The following is a 17,966-nucleotide window of genomic DNA, read 5'->3' as shown; positions in this document are numbered from 1 at the left end:
TCCGTCTAGCTAATCCATAAAAAAAGTAATGTCTAGTCTGTATCCCCTAAAGGCAACTGGTTGCTTAGCGGTAAAATAATACACGAATTATTTTAGTGAAACGCCCTCTGTTTCATTTAAAAATAAGGTCGCAATTAAGGTTAAAATAAAGAACATTGAAATGAAAGCGACGGTAAAGTTAAAAGTACTGCTGGCTAAAATAGAGCCTATAGCTATTGGTGCAATAGAATTAGCTATCCTTTGAGATACTATACCTACTGCAGTGCCATTTCCTCTATTTCGAGTGTCGTATACTTCACCTAGCCAAGTATTCCATACTCCCCATGCGCCGAGGCTGAAAAATGACAAGGTGAAATTCCAAATGTACAGTTCATTTACACTAACGGACCTAGCTAAGCCGAAACCTGCCACAGCAGCCATAAATACATAAATTACCATTATTTTTTTTCTACCATACTTACCTGTTAAGTAACTTGCAGACATATAACCGGGGAACATAAATAACGCAGATATTGCTAAAAAACCTAAGCCTTCTGGTGTACTGAGTCCTTTTTTACTGAGTAAGACTGGCATCCAACTTGCCATGGCCCAATACCCCCAAGAAAAGCAAAAGTTAATGGTTATTTGCAGAAACGTAGTTTTAGCAACAGTCCCTTTAAATAAGTCAAACAAACTACCAGCGGAATTTGCGTGTTGTTGCTCTAATTTAACTTTAGGTTGATTAAATTGTCCGTTACAAAGGATGTTGATAGATTGAGATGCGCCATTAACGTCATTCTTTTCTGCCAACCAGTAAGGAGATTCCGGAACAAATTTCCAAATAATAATGGACCAAAGTGAGGTCAGTGCGCCCATACCAATAATGACTCTCCAGCCCATGGAGTCTAGTGCATAGGTAATTCCAATAGCAATTAACACACCCACCGGCCAACCAGCTGATAAATAAACGGTTGCCTTTCCTCTGGATGCTACTGGTACTAACTCTTCAAAATAAGGAAAAGTGATCACTAGACTGCCAACCATCACCATGCCGCACAAAAAGCGGGTAGCCCATAACATTTCATATGAAGTCGCAAATGCACTGATAAGCGGAAATATCCCATATAGCCCGATGCTTAATATTAACGCTTTTTTACGCCCTATCTGTCCCATTAACCTACCCCAAAATAACGCACCGGGTATCATGCCTAAAAATAAAGCAGAGATAAGCGATCCAATTTGGGTGGGCGACAGCCCAAATTCCTTTGCTATAGCGCCACTGTTATATATTAAAATCATCATTTCCCATGATTCCATGGCAAAGGCCATAAATAGGCAAATGCCTATCTGCAAGTGCACACGGTTAAAACGTATTTTTGTGAACCACTCTCCAACCGTATACTGTATTTTACTGTCAGTGATTTCTGCTAACATATTACCTTCTTGTTGGTGTCACTCTTCTTGGAGCGTGCACAAAGAGTTAAGCCTAATTAACTAAATCGAACGATTCAATACTTATAGCGGGATTAAGCATCTCTTGATTCCCAGCCATTTCGTATAATTTTTTCACGACTTCAACGCCTCTTACCACTTCGCCAAAACAAGCAAAGCCCTGTTTATCTGGGTGTCTGTTACCAGTGTAATCAAGGGTTGGTTCGTCGCGCATGCAAATGAAAAAGCTTTTATACACTTCTCCCGGTTTGAACCTAGCTACTGATACACACCACTTCTTATGCGTTAACCCACTAATAGAGGTGTTTTCATGTTTAATATAACTGCGTAACTCGTCTAATTTTTTGTTGCTACCTAGTTGTATAACCTTTATCCGGGGTTCAGCTTTTTGGTTTTTATCTGTTAAAACACGAAAAAGTTTGCCATCTGCTAATTCTCCATTGGATACAAGCTGAATAAAGTAGGCACAAGTTATTGGTGCCTGTTTTATTTTTAACTTAATGGAGAAGCTTCCAGCACAGGTTTTTACTTCTAAGTATTGGAAAATTGACATGCTTAGCCAATTCCATATACTTCTTTAGCGCGTTCAGCGCTAATGTAGCCATTTTTAATATCTTGCAATACAGTCTGAACTGGCCGTTCATTGGGGTTGCCATAACCTCCCCCATTGGCGGTGAATACCTCAATGACGTCACCTTTATTTAAAGCTAGTGCAGTACAAATCCTAAATCGTGTCTTTTTACCGTCTTTTTTAACCACATTAATATAATTATGGGAACCTCTTAATCCCCCTTCCATGCCCCATGGTCCTACACAAGATCTAACGTAGGCCATTGTGATCCACCAATTGTCAGCAAGAATTCTATAGTATAATTTGATACCTTTTCCGCCGATTAACTTCCCTTCACCGCCCGATTCATCGTTCAGTTCCATACGTTCAATCATTATGCCGTTTCTTTGCTCAGACACTTCTGCAGGCACATTGAAGGTATCACCATGATAACCAGTATAAAGTGCATTCACGCCATCTCTGCTATTACTGGCACCCCAACCGCCGATTTGAGGTTCAACTATACTCAATGCGACGCCTGTGTCTGGGTGTGGTCCACCAAGAAAAGTACCACATATAGACGCATAATGACCTGCTGGTAAGGATTCAGGCACAGCCGCAGCCAATGCTTTCCACAACAGATCAAAGACCATAATACTGGTTTCATAGTAAACACTCATCGCTGACGGATATTTTGCGGCGAACATAGAATTTTCATCTACCAGTAGCCTGACCGGTTTAAAAGTACCCGCATTTGCAAACGTTTGTGGACTGGCAATAGCTTTAAATATCATTTGCACATCAACCATGGTTGCGTCAAATGACGCGTTTAGTGCGTTAGCTTGTTGTGGTGGATTACCAGTCAAATCCACTAGAAATTCATCTTTGGATATAGTTATTGTGACTTGAATATCTAACTCGTCGTCAGTCACTTCACTGGCATAGTAAACCCCTTCAGGGAGTCTATGTAAGGCATCTCTGGATATTTTCTCGGCTAGTTCAATATAGTCAGCAATGGCATAACTTAAGGTATCTGCACCATATTTCTTTGCTAAGCCAAGGAACCTCTTTTCACCAGCACGCATCGAGGCTATGCCAGCCCAGAAGTCACCAAGCGTTATCTCTGGTTGGCGGCTGTTAATCTGCATGATGTCGACCACAGCCTGATTTATATTCCCTTTTTCCATCACTTTGATACAAGGTAACTGCAATCCCTCTTGATAAATCTCCGTGGCTTCTGCGCTAATACTGCCAGGGAATGCGCCACCCACATCGACCCAGTGCGCCTTATTGGCTAACCATCCGATACGTGCACCTTCAAAAAATACAGGTAATATTAAGACCACATCGTTCAAATGGCTGACCCCGCCTTTATGCGGAATGTTAGTAATGAAGATATCACCCTGATGTACAACCGAATCATCAAATTTAGCCATCACTGATTGTACTCCGGGTTCTAACATACCAATAAATCCTGGAATACCCGACCCTGAACTGGCAAGTTGACCATGGTGATCAAACATAGCCACACCAAAGTCTAGCACTTCATAAATTACTGAACTCATCGCCGTTTTTCGCATGGTAATGAACATTTCATCAGTGATCGCCTTCATTGAACTTTGGATGATTTCAATAGTAATAGGGTCAATTTTTTTACTGTTTATTTTAGTCATGGTTGACGGCCTCTTTTTCTATATGCAAGTTTCCGTAGTCATCAACAAGAACCTGCTGATGCGGCAGCACGACTGTCGTACTGCCAGACTCTTCAATGATCGCTGGACCAGAAAAAGTCGCCCCAGCGAATAACACATCTCTATTGTAGATGGGTGTATTGAGTATGCCGGCACTATCAAAATCAACTTTTCGTATGTCTTTAATAGCGTCATCGATGTTGCCTGTTGACGTAATTTTAGCCAATGAAGGGCGATCTACTTTTGCATAGGCTGTCACTTTATAACTCACCAATTCGATAGCGTTAGTTAATTCATAGGTATATTTTTTGTTGTATTCATAATTAAAATCTGTTTTGAGTTTAAGCAGATATTCACTGGATACTTCGCTTCCTTCAACACTCACTTGCACCGTATGCTCTTGACCTGAGTAACGCATTTCTAATAGTTGTTCGAAGTAAATATCTTGCTTTACAATTCCCTCTTTCTGATAAGCTTCCATGGCTTCTTGTTGCATCGCGCTTAACGTATTTGAAATTGAATCAGCATGTTCAATACTAAATGTGACTGGTTGGGTGCGTATGTAGTCACGGCGTAAATCCGACATCAACATACCCCAAGCAGAAAAAACCGATGCATTGGCAGGAATGATCACTTTAGGTATATTTAGCTCAACTGCTAACGTACTAGCATGCATTGAACCTCCACCTCCAAAAGCAAGAAGTGCGAAGTCTCTAGGATCATATCCTTTATTAATTGAAATTAATTTGAGCGCATTGCACATATTATGATTAGCTAGCTTAATAACTCCTCTGGCTGCTTCCATTGCAGTTAAACTGAGTTTATTGCCCAACTGTTCAAATGCATCATGTACCGCTTTCATGTCGGCGGTAATTTCACCACCAATAAAGTAGTTAGGATTAATCCTACCGAGCATCAAGTTTGCGTCTGTCGTAGTGGGTTCGGTGCCGCCATTACCATAGGCAACAGGGCCAGGAAATGCGCCAGCACTTTGTGGACCTACATGCATCTTCCCATACTCATCCACCCAACCGATGGACCCCCCGCCATTACCAATTTCAACAATATCGACAACCGGCGTCATGACAGGATAACCCGCTGAAAAACCGTCTTTTTCGATCATATATTGGTTAGTAATATTGACTCGTCCTTGATCGATCAGTGAGCATTTAGCCGTGGTACCACCGATATCAAAAGCAATGATGTTATTTTCATTGATCAGTTTACCCAATGCTGCAGCACCTAAGACGCCGCTAGCAGGGCCTGATTCGACGATTGATATGGGGGTTTTTTTAACTGAGTCTACGGTGTCTATTCCACCGTTTGATTGCATCACGTAAAAGGAACCACTGAATTCACGCTCATGCAAAGCGGCTTGCATTTTTGATAGGTACTTTTCAGCAATTGGTTGAACGTAAGCGCAAAGCGCCGCTGTATTAGTTCGTTCGTATTCTCTCCATTCTCTGGATATTTGGTGAGAGGCAACTAAAGCGACTTCCGGCCAAATCTCGTTGATAAATGACACTACTAATTCTTCATGCTTAGGATTAATGTAGCTGTGTAAAAAGCACACTGCTATCGCTTCCACGCCTTCTTCTTTGAACGCTTCCAATATTGGATATAAGTCCTGTACATCAATTGCCGTCAGCACATTTCCTTTATAATCCATGCGTTCTTTGATTTCGTGACGCAAATATCTGGGAATAAAAGGAGTGGGTTTCTGATATTGTAAATTGAAGAAATCAGGCCTATTGCCTCGGGCTATTTCCAATATATCTCGAAAACCATGGGTCGTAATTAATCCTGTTTTTACTCCCTTGCGCTCGGTTAAAGCATTAATCACCACCGTTGAACCATGTGCAAAAAATGCCAACTCACTTAAGTTTACATTAGCTTTGTCAAAGGAATTCATTACCCCCTTTTGATACTCAGACGGGGTCGTATGAACTTTGACTGCTTTGATATTTGTGGCTAAGCCATTTTTTTCGTCTACTGTGTAATAAACGAGGTCTGTAAAGGTTCCACCAATGTCACTTGCCGCGCGTATTGACTTCATATATGTACCTGTTTTAAAACGTGGATTAAGTATAAATGCTCAAAAGGGCTATTTGAGTTGAATAGCCCCAAGCAAATTAATCTATAAAGTTGTATCTGAAGTCCAAGCGCCATATCGCAGGAGGCGCAGCGAATGCGAAGCCACCAGAAACATATTCAGCGTTATACTCTTCATCAAACAAGTTGTTTACTGAGGCTTTGAGTGTCCATTGACCTTCAACGTCTTCGAGTCCGACTTGAAGGTTGACTAGATTAACGGTATCTCTTTCGGTTAGATTGGTAGGGTCCCAGAATTGTTTACCACGTGATTCATAGTCTAAGCGGGTAAAGAAATCTAAATTAGACGTCGCATTGGTACGATATTGTAATCCAGCATTTAGAGTTGAATCAGGCACATAAGGTGCCTTATTGCCAACAGCTGTTGTGTCAAGAGTGTATTTTTTGACTTCACTGTCAGCAAACGCGTAGCCAACATACCCGGTAAGCTCATCTGTGAAAGCGTAAGTTGCTTCTAGTTCACCACCCGCAATATCAACTTCTTCTATGCCAACCAATACCTGTGCCCCCAAGGCACCTACAAATACAAAGAAGGGTGCATTTTCAACATCAGTGTTAAATAATGCACCCGCTGTTTTTAAATCACCAGCTAAAAAGTCTGCTTTAAAGCCAATCTCTATCGTCTCCGTTATTTCTTTGTCAAGCACATCTGGAATCCCGCTTAAGCCCAGCGTTTCTGCGGCAATACCTACGCCGTTTTGATTGAACTGACCACTTCTAAAACCCTCACCCCAAGAGGTATAAACAGCCGCATCGTTGCTTAACATATAACGCAGGGTAACTTTTGGTTGGAAGTGAGAAAACGTCGCCTTGTTAACAACACCCGCTTGACCAATAGCGAATGCAAGATTGCCGTTTGTGTCATAGCCACCTTGTTGCGGGTCTACCGTTTGTTCTCTTTCATCGTGGTCATATCTGCCAGCAAACGCAAATTCAAGCTCTTGGGTTATATCGTATGCAAAGTTAAAATACCCAGCGTAGGCTGTATTTTGATTATCATCAGCAGCATAAGTGCCCGTTGGATTTACTCCTCCGCCTAAAACGGGTGTGGTAAGAATGGGTATGATGCCATTGCCGAAATCAAGACCGGTGCTGGAAGCAATAAAACGATCGGTCGTTAGGTAATAAGCACCAACCATCCATCTGAAGGCCTGATCATCATTGGATACAAAACGGACATCTTGACTAACGCTAGACACATCGATACTTTGTGTTTGCGTTCCATCAAAAAAAGACATACCCGGATTTGATGTGGTATTGGCAGTGTAAGGGAACTGATCACCCCCATTTGATTGTTCGATAGTATCGTAGGCTGATACAGTTTTTAAGGTCCCTAAATCAGTTACGTAGTTTACTCGTAGAGATAATTGACTCATTTCCCGTTCATCAAAACCTAGGTTATTAGCCGACAATCTTCTTTGTACTACGTTTGAATCATTTGGCCCGGTAAAGCCGTTTACTTCGCCTGTGTTAGGATCGGTGGTGACGCCTTGAAAAGTATATTGTAAGGCATCAGCCGTGGTATCTGTATAGCTGGCGCGAAGATCAATTTGCAAATCATCACTGGCGATGAAGCTGAGATGACCGCGAAGATTCAACTCTTTCTTATAACCAACCTTTTGGCCTGTAGCCACATTGTCAAAGATACCATCACTATCATAGTGGCGACCAGATACCCGAAATAATATATCCTCACTGATAGGGCCAGTTAACGAACCTTCAACTTTATATTCATTGCCCCTGCCTATGCCTGCCTCTAAATAACCTTCCATAACATCAGTTGGCTTTGCCGTATTAATAATAATGGCACCTTGCGTAGCATTTCGTCCATAAAGTGCACCTTGTGGTCCACGCAGTACTTCAATACTGGCAAGGTCAAATAAGCCTTGGTCAAAACTACGAGCATTGGTTTGTAATACGCCATCCACAATAACTGCGACCGGAGGCTCGCCATTACGCACTTGTGACACACCGCGAATAGTAATGAAGTTTGTACCTGAATCTTGTGAGTTAGCCATCGTTATACCGGGTGTCAAGCCAATAAAGTCATCAACGACCTTAATTCCAGCATCAGAAATTTCTTGTGCTGAAAAATACTTGGTGGAAAGTGGTATTTCGATAATCGTCTCTTTTCTACCCCTACCCTCCACAATAATTCGTTCAATAACCTCGTCCTCAGCTTCTGGGCTCATGTCTTGATTTTGCTCTTGTGCCACGGCACTAGCCGATAACGCAATGAATGAAGCAGTTACTGCGAGAAATATTAATGTTTTACGCCTGAGGAAATGTAGATTAGTTAGCATGCCTTTTCTCTCTTTTATAATTTATTATATTTAGTTGTTCGAACTCTATGACGTATGATCGACTTAAAGCAGTGTGTCGGATATTCAGAGTATTACAATCAAGGCTAGGTCAATACAACTACCCTTATGGGGGGGTAGTAAAAGGTAGGGGTAATTAATGAATGACAAAAGGTTTGCTAAAAGACCTCTATTGATGTGTAATAAATCCTAAAAACAAAAGGCTCTAACGCAAATTTCATGATTAAAAAGGCCAATCTTAATTCTAGCCCTGCTCCTTGGTTTTTTGCGACAAAGTTGTCCCCGCCAAAAACTAATAGCACGCTAATGCAAAGAGAATTCGCATTGTCCCGCGTGGAAGAAGCCAGCGAATATCCCTTAGGGTTGATAACCGCTCCCGCTGGATTTGGTAAATCTTCAGTGCTGACCCAATGGTATCAGTCATCTTTGAGTAAGGGGAATATTGTCGGTTGGGTGTCTCTGGATTATGCTGATTCAGACATACGACGATTTGCCAGTTACTTTATTATGGCACTCGATAGAGCAGGTGTGGAGATGGGTGCACTTACCTTTGCTGCTGAACAATGTTTAGTCGAACTTTCAATCAATTCAGTGCTATCAAAAATTATTCACGCACTGGCGAATATCAACCAAAATATCTTCCTCATCTTTGATGATTATTATCAAGCTGAAAGTAGTGAGGTCAATAATTTTGTTTCTTCATTATTAGAATACGCCCCTGACAAACTTCATATCATTCTCAGTTCTCGCTCTCAACCTGATATACAAGTGGGCTCTAAAGTAGTCAATGGCACCGCATTTGAGGTGGAAAAGCAGTCTTTGTGTTTTAGTTTAGAAGAAATAAAAGATTATGTTGGTGATGAATATGGTGATAACTGCGCTGAGAAATTACTAGCTCAGACAGAAGGATGGGCGGTAGCTATTCAATTAGCAATAGTTGCAAATAAAGGAAATAAGGAAATTATTAACCTCTTTAGTGGTAAGCAACAGTATATTGTGAACTACTTTACTGAGCAAATTCTCGACCAGTCAACAGATTTAGAGAGAAGGTTTTTACTTTATACTTCCATATTAGACAAGTTCAATGTGAGCTTAGCCAAAGCCGTCTGTGATATTGATGATGTACCCAAACTTATTTATGATTCAAAAAACATTCAATCACTGGTTGTAACTTTAGATAAAGAAGAGACATGGTTTCGGTATCATCATTTATTTTCTGACCTATTGTTTAAGAAATTAAAGAGAGACAGTGAGGCAACGGTTTACGCTTTGCATCGCAAAGCGTCATTATGGTTTGAACATGCCAACCAAATTGATGAAGCAGTTAAACATGCGAGACTTTCTGGAGATGTCGATCGCGCCGTGGCACTTTTTCTTAAGGCCGGAGGATGGGAGCTCGTATTGTATGGTGGTGTCAGCCTAATGCGTACCTTGTTGCGTAACTTTTCAGTTAACGATTTTGAGCGTCATCCACAAGTCAGATTGGCCTACATTTATCTAATGATGAAAGATGGAGATATTCAGGGAGCAGATGCACAACTACAGAAGATCCATATAATTGATGAAAAGGTCGGTTTAGATGCTGCGCTGCAAAGGGATTTTTATGTTATTCATTCACTTTTAAGAATATATAAAGATGATAACAAGTCAGCCGATTCAATCGCTAAATTGGAAAGCTTGGCTAACAACTTAAATACAACCGACGTTTTAGGGCGTGCAGTATTGAGAGCATCCTTGACCTTGGCTGCGCTTGCTTGTGGTAAATTTTCAATCGCAAAAATCGCTGCTAAAGCGGGACTTAATGAGATGCGCCAAGCTGACTCTATTCTCGGTGTAAATTACCTTTTTATTCATTTAGGCCAAATTGAATTGCACCAAGCCAATTTAGATGTAGCGCAAGCTTATTTAACCGAGGCTGGTAACATGGCAGAAATTAACTTTGGTATCGATAGCCGCTTAAAAACTAATTGTGATATTAACTTACAAGCATTAAATTTTTGGCAGGAACCCAATCAGTTAAATGCAGATAAAATGCTAGAGTTGCTCTCCAATGCATGTGATACAGATGGCTGGTTTGAAATTTATGCTTCTGGATTCACCTCTATCCTTGAGTTTTTGAGGATTTACCAAGGAAAAGAACTTGCTTGGAAAGCGATTAGCTTGATTACATTAACTGTGCGCAAGAGGCAAATCCAAAGATTAGCCCAACTCGAATTATCACTGCGTCTAACCGCAGCGCTTATCAGTCGTGATGCCAATAAGATAATGTTAGTAATGGAAACAATTTCTGAAGGCGATATATTTTTAGAAAATGAAGATCATAGTTATAGTTGGCTACCCTTTTGTGAGACAACGCTTGCCTTAGGCATAGCATACTTAGATGGCTATAAGAGCAAAAATATTGAAGACCGAATAGAAACGTCGATAAAAATAGCACGTCGTATTGGCGCCATTCTTTATTTAATAAGACTACTGGTTTTAAAAGGTACGTTAGCCTATTCAAAAAACGCGGTTGAAGCCGGTGTTAAATGTATTTTAGAAGCAGCACAGCTTGCAGCTAATCAATCAATTAAGACGCCCTTTTTTATGTCACCTATTGCCGTGGAACTCATGCAGACTAGCATTGAGTTAAATGCAGCTAATCCAAGCAAATTACTTGAAACAAACTTTCTTAAAAACTGTTTTGAGTCGAGGAAAAATCTTAATGTAACTATCACTGCGGTGCCTCAACACAGTTTATTAAGCAAAAGAGAAATGGAAGTAATGAGCCAGCTTGCTGCGGGCAAAGCAAATAAAGAAATTGCTAGAAATCTTGATATGACAGGCAACACAGTTAAATTCCATCTAAAGAACATCTTTGCAAAGCTCGCGGTAGATAAACGAATTAATGCGGTTAATAGAGCGCGTTATTTGAATTTGATTTGATTGCCTTTGTGTCAGCGGTATAACTTAGCCCGGTACTGTCAAGTCACCGAATTTCTGGCACCAGTGTCTGATGATTTCGTAACTGACGGCAATCTCTCTTGCTGCCAGCAATTCTTCGATGTCACGAAAGCTAAGTGTAAATCGATGATATAGCCAAACGGCGTGACTGATAATTTGGGATGGATAGCGATATCCGACATAAATAGTAGTAATTTCATGCCCTGATTATCGCATGTTTCTGAGACTACTCGTTAACTTGACAGTACCAGAATTATGTATGAACGACTTTGAACGTAAACAATTGATCGAAAAAAGTTGGAATTTGCACAATATTGTTAAAAGTAGTTACTTAAGCAATACATGCCGCGCAAATAAGTGGCTATTTGTGAGAGTCGCCACTTAGACTGTCACTAAACTTAGGGGATACTTTAACGAAATTTTTCGATCAGAAAATCGACCATTGCACGCACCTTTCTGGGCACAAACTTGCGATGAGGGTATATGGCAAACATACCAAATTCTAGGGTTTTATGGCTGCCCATAACTCGCACTAGCTCGCCGGACCGAAGTTGCTCTTCAATAACAAATTCGGGTATCAAGCCAATTCCGCCGCTTGCCAATACCACTTCTTTAACTGCTCTTGGACTGTTTGCTGAAATGTGTGATTTAACATGTGCAACCGACGGCTCTCCATCTTTATTCATTAATGGCCAGTTAAACCCAATTCTAAAGTTACTATCGATAATGGTGGTGTGTTGCTCCAACTCTTGCGCATTAGTTGGATGTCCATGGGCTTCAAGATAAGCTGGTGAAGCGCACATGATTAAAGGAAACGATGTGATTTTGCGGGCAATAAGATTTGAATCGTCAACGCCACCGATCCTGATCACCAGATCAATGCCTTCCTCAAGCATATCAATAATTTTATCGGACAAATGCAAATCAACACTCAAATCAGGATACCGATTGATTAATTCAGGTAATAAAGGAGCAAGGTTAGATTCGCCAAAGGTCACCGGCGCGCTAATCCTCAATTGACCACGAGGTGAGGTTTCATGTTCTGCTAAGTTATCGACTAATTCAGAATAGTCATCAAATAACGGTACGACTCGCTCATAGTAATTTTTACCGGCCTCAGTAATAGATATTTTTCTTGTTGAGCGATTGAATAAACGCACGCCAAGCTGCTCTTCCACGATCCCCACATACTTACTGACCAGCGCTTTTGAAATAGACAGCCGGTCGCCTGCTGCAGTAAAAGAGCCCGCTTCTACCACTGCAATAATCGTTTTAATACCCAGAATCGTATCCATAATTGTCAATGTATCATTGACATTAATTCTATATCAACCCTCTTTTTCAATAAATTTAGAAGCGTAATATGCATTCCGTACTCGGGACAATGTTGAAACGAGTTAATTGGAGGCCACATGCACCCTGTGGAAATATATACCGGACCCGGCTGCGGGTACTGCGAACATACACTCGCTTTGTTGACCAGCCGACACATACCGTTTGTCGAATACGACGTCTATCAAGACTCTAGTGCGCTGCAAGAACTGCACACTCATACGGCAAACCAAACTTACCCACAAGTTTTTATTAATAATCGCTCAGTGAGTGGTTTTGAAGAACTTTTAAACATTGATTTTAACAACCTTAAATAAACAAAAGGACAACACTATGAACACTATTAAATTGCACGGTTTTCCACTTTCTGGCCATTCTCACCGCGCCGAATTATTTGCCTCTGTATTAGGGCTAAATATCGAAGTGATTGAAGTCGCTCTAAAACAAGGCGCCCATAAACAACCTGAATTTTTAGCGAAAAACATATTTGGTCAAGTGCCCGTTCTAGAGATCGATGGCAGGTTCATCAATGATTCAAATGGTATTTTAGTATACCTAGCAGGCAAATTTGATAGCACGACCCAATGGTATCCAAATGATGCTGTCATCCAAGCTGAAATTCAGCGCTGGTTATCTGTCGCAGCAGGGGCAGTTGCTTTTGGCCCAGCGGCAGCGAGACTTGTAAATGTATTTGGTGCGGGCCTTGACCATGAAAATGCCAAACAAACGGCGTATAGATTGTTCGATACCATGGATCAACATTTAGCGCAGCGGGATTGGTTAGTAGGTGATTCAGCCACAATAGCCGATATTGCAAACTTCACTTATATCGAACATGCTCCTGAAGGTGACGTGTCATTAGAAAACTACCCTAATATCAAGAAGTGGCTTGACAATGTTCGCTCCTTAAAAGGTTTTGTGCCTATGCAAGTAACTCATGTTGGGTTACGCGCTTAACTCATTTATTTTTATAGACTCTGCGGCACTGCAACATGCCCGGGGTCGAGTTCACTTTCTGCGCAATGTGCACTTTGACCTTAGCTTGCACTATATCAAACGTCGCTTCGCCCTCTATCATATCAAGAGTAATACTCTGGCGTTACTCTGCTGGCGCTTCCAAGTAAAGTTTATCTACTTCATTTAGTGGTTCATTGGCAAAATAGCGCGGTTTCGCTACTGGGTATTGACACTATAGGCTTTAGACACAGCATTAGCGTTGCGGCTATTCCAACCGTCTTCGGCCAAACGGACCTTTTGTGATGCACTAGCAAAATCAAAAGGAGGAATGGGGGGCGTGTTTGCATTAGAATCCCCAAGTTATTTAAAATAAAACTAAAGGGCGAGCTCGAGTGTCTTTGTGCCTTTAGCCGGAACCGCGCAACAAATCAGTACCTCTCCGGAATTGACCGATGCAGTGGGTTGAGTTCGATATGCAACCTCCCCCGATTCCACTTTCACCGCGCATGACCCACAAACCCCGTTTCGACAGCTAAATTCAGGTTCCAGACCATGTGCTTCAGCGACTTCCAACAATACATCTTCGCCTTTGCTCCAGCGCTGCTCGAAGCCAGATACCTTGAACTTAACGATAACATCATCGCCTTCTTCGATTGGCGTCTTTGCAGCAACGTTATTTTGGCCAATGTGTCGGCGTATCGTTGAAGGACCAAAGGCCTCAGCAAAGATCCGTTCATCACGGATCCCCAGCGTCATAAGCTCATCGTACATAGATTGCATAAAACCTGAGGGGCCACATAAGTAGAAATCATAATCGTCTAAAGGCAGAATTTGCCTAAACACATCAGCACTTAAACGGCCTGAGCCGTTGTAGTCTTGACCAGGTTTGTCGTCGGCTGTGGGTTGTGAAAGAAACGAATAAAATTGGATGTTGCCTGCGGAGGCAGATGCTAATGATGTAAGCTCCTGATAGAAAACTCTTTCTTCGCTGGTTCGTGACGAATGAAAGATATAAGTAGGTCGGGTATAACGTGTGCGCAAACCCTCTCTGGCAATATGCTCACCCATAGACTTCATTGGCGTGATACCAATTCCACCAGCGAGTAGTACAGCAGGGCGCTTGATTGACGCATCAATGAAAAAATCTCCTTTGGGATATGTTGCCTCAATCAGGTCACCCACTTTTAGCGTTTCGTGTAAATATTTAGAGATGTAACCGGCATCTTCACGTTTTACCGATAAACGATAGTTTTCATCGTGGGGCGCAGAAGACACGGTGTAAGTGCGAATTACCGACTTGTTACTTCCATCTGGCGTGACTTTAATCGTTAAATGTTGCCCAGCTTCAAATGGCAATAATGCACGTCCTGCGCTGTGTTGCAGGTAAAATGACTTTATCATTGCGCTTTCTTCAACAATTTTAGATACTCGTAAAGGCTGCCACTGCTGCCGTTGTCTCTGTGCCTTAATCAACCGCTGAGCCTCAGACCACGAACCGGTAATAACTGAGTTTGGTGAATATTGATCTAGGCTCGCAGTAAAAGGTAAGGCTTTTTTAAGCCAAAGTGCCTTTTTCATAGTAAATCGCCAAGCTCTCTCGGCACCATTAAATGCTTGAACCTCAGGATGATCTTCCCAAAGTATCTCAACACTGCCGGTAAGCATTAATACGTCACCACTTTGAAAATCGGTAAACACCAAACCCGCTTTCGGGTTAAGTAGGAAGTTACCCAACGTATTGAAATGAAAATTGCCTACGTAATCTGGGATCGTTAATGTGTTGTTTTGTCTTTTGACAAAACCGGGCAGACCTCCGCGGTGGGACACATCGACTCCCTCAACTTGCGGGTTGTTTTTTGCTGAGATAAAGCTAGAAACAAAAAAAGTATCGGCGTTATCAATTAATCGATTGGCATCATCGTCTAGCTCGGTCAATTGGAGCGGTTCTTCACCAATCTCTTGTATGCTCGGTTCGCGATAAAAGTGAAGCGCTCGGGTTTGAATATATTGTGGACAGTTTCCAAATGCCTGGTCGACTGCCAATTGAACTGGCTGGCCACTAACAGGTTTTTGAACACGAGCATTGACCCTATTCCTGCGTCGACTGCTTAATTCGATTCCCAACAAACCAATCGGCGCACCATCGGATGCTAGAGCCTTATTGATTGGATCACCCTTAATAGGTGAATGCTGCACAGACAGCAGTGTTGCCTCCGGCGATTGAATAAATCCGGGCTTGCCAGCTAGCAGTGAAGCCCATGTATCTCCTTTTTCATCAACACAACCAGCGACGATAAAAGGCAACTGGGCATAAAATTCACGATGCTGCTGTGGTAAGTAATTGCGTATAACTCGGCGACCAAACTTTTCCATTGCATCACGCTTCCCTGCCCTTGATTGCAATTTCTGTTCACCACTGTGAAAGGGTGATGAGCTATTGTTTTGTTCATTTTCCATCATGTTTCTCCGTTTGATCGCTTTTTAACGATTTAACGCTATGTTGAGTCTTTGGCAAATCACAAGACTTTGTGACAAACTTAACTGATAAACAGCCGTGCTATCCATCTATAATGGATTCACTGCTAGGAACAGAGCGCGGTGTAAACGCTCATATCGAAAATTGCGTAAGGTGTTTGCCAGCCTGAATCAAATTCGGTGAGCATCGGGCAGTCGGATGACTTAAAACTAATAGTGTACTGTCCAGATGCAGCCAAAGTGGAGACAGCCTTTGTGTTTAAACTGAATATTGCTTTTAACTTTGTTAGTAAATGATACACCTTAATCTTTCCCTTAATTGATGGTAGAGTTGAAGTATTAATGAATAGATGTCGCAGATAAATAGAGGTTTTGCAGAAAGATTGTATTCACTATGTTGACAATTGTTTGAAGTGCCATTGGGAATTGGCGATTCTATTCAAATATCGTTCACTCTGCGATCATATTTTGTATCAAAAGCTCATGCGATTTTACGGTTGCTTATTTTGTAACAGAGTCTCGAAAAGCAATAATCAAACCTGTTTTCCAGAACAGTTGAAGGCGCTTTTTTTGAGCGCCTAAGTATATGAAAAAATTGAGTAATAGACTAAAATCGGCTGCTTTCACCCCCCTGGTAATCCCCCATAAATTAATAGAGGGTACTGTCAACTTATTGGTATTAGACGGTGACTATCCTGATTTGACTACAATACATTTGACCAGATTTTTCACACCAATTTCTGAGTCAGCTTGTTAACTTGACTGTACCGAAGCGGAGCAAATTAGACGCATTTTTGCGTCGTTTTTCTTTGCCAAAAGTCGCCTCATTTGCAGAGTCTGACTTTATGCGCTTGTTATGTTGCAGGTTGTCCACTGCTTTCCAATACTGGACTATAAACGCCCCAAATAGCAAACGGCACTAATAATAATGACAACACAAATAAACCAAAGTAAAGCGTTGAAACTGTGGCGGCTATGATTTGAAAATTACTCTTGACCTGACCCATGAACTACATCTCTTTTTGCAACATAACGCCGTTTTAAGCGGCCAATTGCAGTTGGCTAAAATAAGTGAGGCACGAACAAAAAGCCAACTGTAATTTGTCCGACTTGAAAACCCTTGTTATGTTTTTTCTAGTTGAGAGCATATTTTGGGTACTGCTGCATACAAACATGTGTAATGAGATAAACCAGTTATTAACTCTAAGTGTGTGGAAGTGGTTATAGTCTCTTTTAAGTACCGAGCCATACCTACAGGAGACCAATTGTCACTGGTACCATGCCAAATGTGAGTGTTAGCACTGCATTTGACAATTGAGTTCCCCCATGGAGTTACATATTGTTTTATTTCTCTGATATAACCTTTAACGTTGCTCTTAAAGCAATGTATTAAAATTGGGTTAATAAATCCTTTAAAGTCAGCCGTTTTTGACAAAATTTTATCTTCCCCCATAGCACTAGCAAATAACATTTTGAATAAAACGTTGGGAGCTATTTTGGCTAAAATAGTTTGCCAATACGATAAAAGAGTGAAAATAGTTGGATATTTCATTGCCATAGAAAATACCATCTTCCCTGCCATGGAATTTATAAATTCAGCAGCGTCTAATGGTGCTGCGGCAGATATAAGGTGTAGTTCGCGAACAGTGCCTTTTAGGTAAAGGCTAGTTTCAATGGCTGCATGGCAACCGATTGAAAAACCAATTATATCAACCATCCCTCCATTCGCTTTATCGATAATAACGCTAGCTAAATATTTATAGTAAGCCTCATTCTGTAATGATGAGTCTATAGAAAAACGATCATAACAAATAATATGTAAATTGTGCTTTTTGGCGTGTTCGTCAAAGATTGAAATTTCTTCAGGTGAGCCAGGCGCTCCGTGAAAATAAATAACGGTTCTACCGTCAATATTTCCAGATTCTACGAATTTCAATTGATTCTCCAAAAACATAACGAGGCTTTAGAAAAAGTCGGTTTTGACTATTCACAGCATCGCCTTTCTTTAAATTTTCATTGTCCAGAACTTTGCCTTGAGCCGAGACGTTTTGCAAAGTTTTTTACTCCTAGTTTTGATTTTCCAGTTTTTGGCCTTTATCTGGCTGGAGAAGTCTGTTTTGATGGGCTTGTAGGGGATGATTTTGAGGTGTGAGC

General features: G+C 41.3%; 14 protein-coding genes and 1 pseudogene. 4 read left to right on the top strand and 11 right to left on the bottom strand.

The window, feature by feature from the left end; all coding sequences use genetic code 11:
- Positions 1-87: 87 nt before the first annotated feature.
- From CXF81_RS03435 to CXF81_RS03415, 5 genes are all read right to left on the bottom strand, one after another.
- Positions 88-1,413, bottom strand: a complete 1,326-nt coding sequence (locus CXF81_RS03435; protein ID WP_232771764.1) for an MFS transporter — start codon at positions 1,411-1,413, stop codon at positions 88-90.
- A 52-nt stretch (positions 1,414-1,465) separates the two neighbouring features.
- Entirely contained in the window at positions 1,466-1,984 is a 519-nt protein-coding gene (locus CXF81_RS03430) for a peptidylprolyl isomerase (RefSeq protein WP_101179985.1), read from the bottom strand.
- A 2-nt stretch (positions 1,985-1,986) separates the two neighbouring features.
- Positions 1,987-3,654 (bottom strand): hydantoinase B/oxoprolinase family protein, encoded by a 1,668-nt coding sequence (locus tag CXF81_RS03425; protein WP_101179984.1) that lies wholly within the window; start codon positions 3,652-3,654, stop codon positions 1,987-1,989.
- Positions 3,647-5,728 (bottom strand): hydantoinase/oxoprolinase family protein, encoded by a 2,082-nt coding sequence (locus CXF81_RS03420; protein ID WP_101179983.1) that lies wholly within the window; start codon positions 5,726-5,728, stop codon positions 3,647-3,649. Before CXF81_RS03420 ends, CXF81_RS03425 begins: the two co-directional genes overlap by 8 nt.
- A gap of 76 nt (positions 5,729-5,804) precedes the next feature.
- The gene (locus tag CXF81_RS03415) at positions 5,805-8,087 is read right to left on the bottom strand and encodes a TonB-dependent receptor (RefSeq protein ID WP_101179982.1); all 2,283 of its coding nucleotides are present in this window, start codon (positions 8,085-8,087) and stop codon (positions 5,805-5,807) included.
- Between the two features lie 324 nt (positions 8,088-8,411).
- Between CXF81_RS03415 and CXF81_RS03410 the strand changes: the two genes are divergently transcribed.
- Complete coding sequence (locus CXF81_RS03410) at positions 8,412-11,030, top strand: LuxR C-terminal-related transcriptional regulator (protein WP_157825484.1); 2,619 nt, start codon at positions 8,412-8,414, stop codon at positions 11,028-11,030.
- A gap of 45 nt (positions 11,031-11,075) precedes the next feature.
- Here CXF81_RS03410 and CXF81_RS20210 read toward each other — a convergent pair.
- Positions 11,076-11,243 (bottom strand): annotated as a pseudogene (locus tag CXF81_RS20210) (IS6 family transposase); the annotation flags it as partial.
- Positions 11,244-11,458: 215 nt separating this feature from the next.
- The gene (locus CXF81_RS03400) at positions 11,459-12,343 is read right to left on the bottom strand and encodes a LysR family transcriptional regulator (protein ID WP_101179980.1); all 885 of its coding nucleotides are present in this window, start codon (positions 12,341-12,343) and stop codon (positions 11,459-11,461) included.
- Positions 12,344-12,460: 117 nt separating this feature from the next.
- On the opposite strand from CXF81_RS03400, the gene CXF81_RS03395 reads away from it, so the two are divergent.
- Both CXF81_RS03395 and CXF81_RS03390 read left to right on the top strand, forming a co-directional pair.
- Positions 12,461-12,697, top strand: a complete 237-nt coding sequence (locus tag CXF81_RS03395) for a glutaredoxin (RefSeq protein ID WP_101179979.1) — start codon at positions 12,461-12,463, stop codon at positions 12,695-12,697.
- A gap of 16 nt (positions 12,698-12,713) precedes the next feature.
- Positions 12,714-13,337 carry a glutathione S-transferase gene (locus tag CXF81_RS03390; RefSeq protein WP_101179978.1) on the top strand — a complete coding sequence of 208 codons (624 nt, stop codon included), beginning with the start codon at positions 12,714-12,716 and terminating at the stop codon, positions 13,335-13,337.
- A gap of 216 nt (positions 13,338-13,553) precedes the next feature.
- Here CXF81_RS03390 and CXF81_RS20470 read toward each other — a convergent pair whose 3' ends face one another.
- From CXF81_RS20470 to CXF81_RS03375, 4 genes are all read right to left on the bottom strand, one after another.
- Positions 13,554-13,667: a DUF1348 family protein gene (locus tag CXF81_RS20470; protein WP_101180053.1), complete on the bottom strand. Its 114-nt coding sequence runs from the start codon at positions 13,665-13,667 to the stop codon at positions 13,554-13,556.
- 45 nt (positions 13,668-13,712) lie between these two features.
- The gene (locus CXF81_RS03380) at positions 13,713-15,797 is read right to left on the bottom strand and encodes an FAD-binding oxidoreductase (protein ID WP_101179977.1); all 2,085 of its coding nucleotides are present in this window, start codon (positions 15,795-15,797) and stop codon (positions 13,713-13,715) included.
- An 869-nt stretch (positions 15,798-16,666) separates the two neighbouring features.
- The gene (locus tag CXF81_RS19775; RefSeq protein WP_157825483.1) at positions 16,667-16,819 is read right to left on the bottom strand and encodes a hypothetical protein; all 153 of its coding nucleotides are present in this window, start codon (positions 16,817-16,819) and stop codon (positions 16,667-16,669) included.
- A gap of 116 nt (positions 16,820-16,935) precedes the next feature.
- Complete coding sequence (locus CXF81_RS03375) at positions 16,936-17,748, bottom strand: alpha/beta fold hydrolase (RefSeq protein ID WP_198556312.1); 813 nt, start codon at positions 17,746-17,748, stop codon at positions 16,936-16,938.
- Here CXF81_RS03375 and CXF81_RS20015 point away from each other — a divergent pair, their 5' ends adjacent.
- Entirely contained in the window at positions 17,749-17,964 is a 216-nt protein-coding gene (locus CXF81_RS20015; RefSeq protein ID WP_198556311.1) for a hypothetical protein, read from the top strand.
- Positions 17,965-17,966 lie beyond the last annotated feature (2 nt).

The organism is Glaciecola sp. 33A, from assembly GCF_002836745.1.
Taxonomy (GTDB): Bacteria; Pseudomonadota; Gammaproteobacteria; order Enterobacterales; family Alteromonadaceae; genus Glaciecola.
The sequence above is the reverse complement of the archived record's forward strand: the minus strand, read 5'-3'. Positions and strand labels throughout refer to the sequence as shown.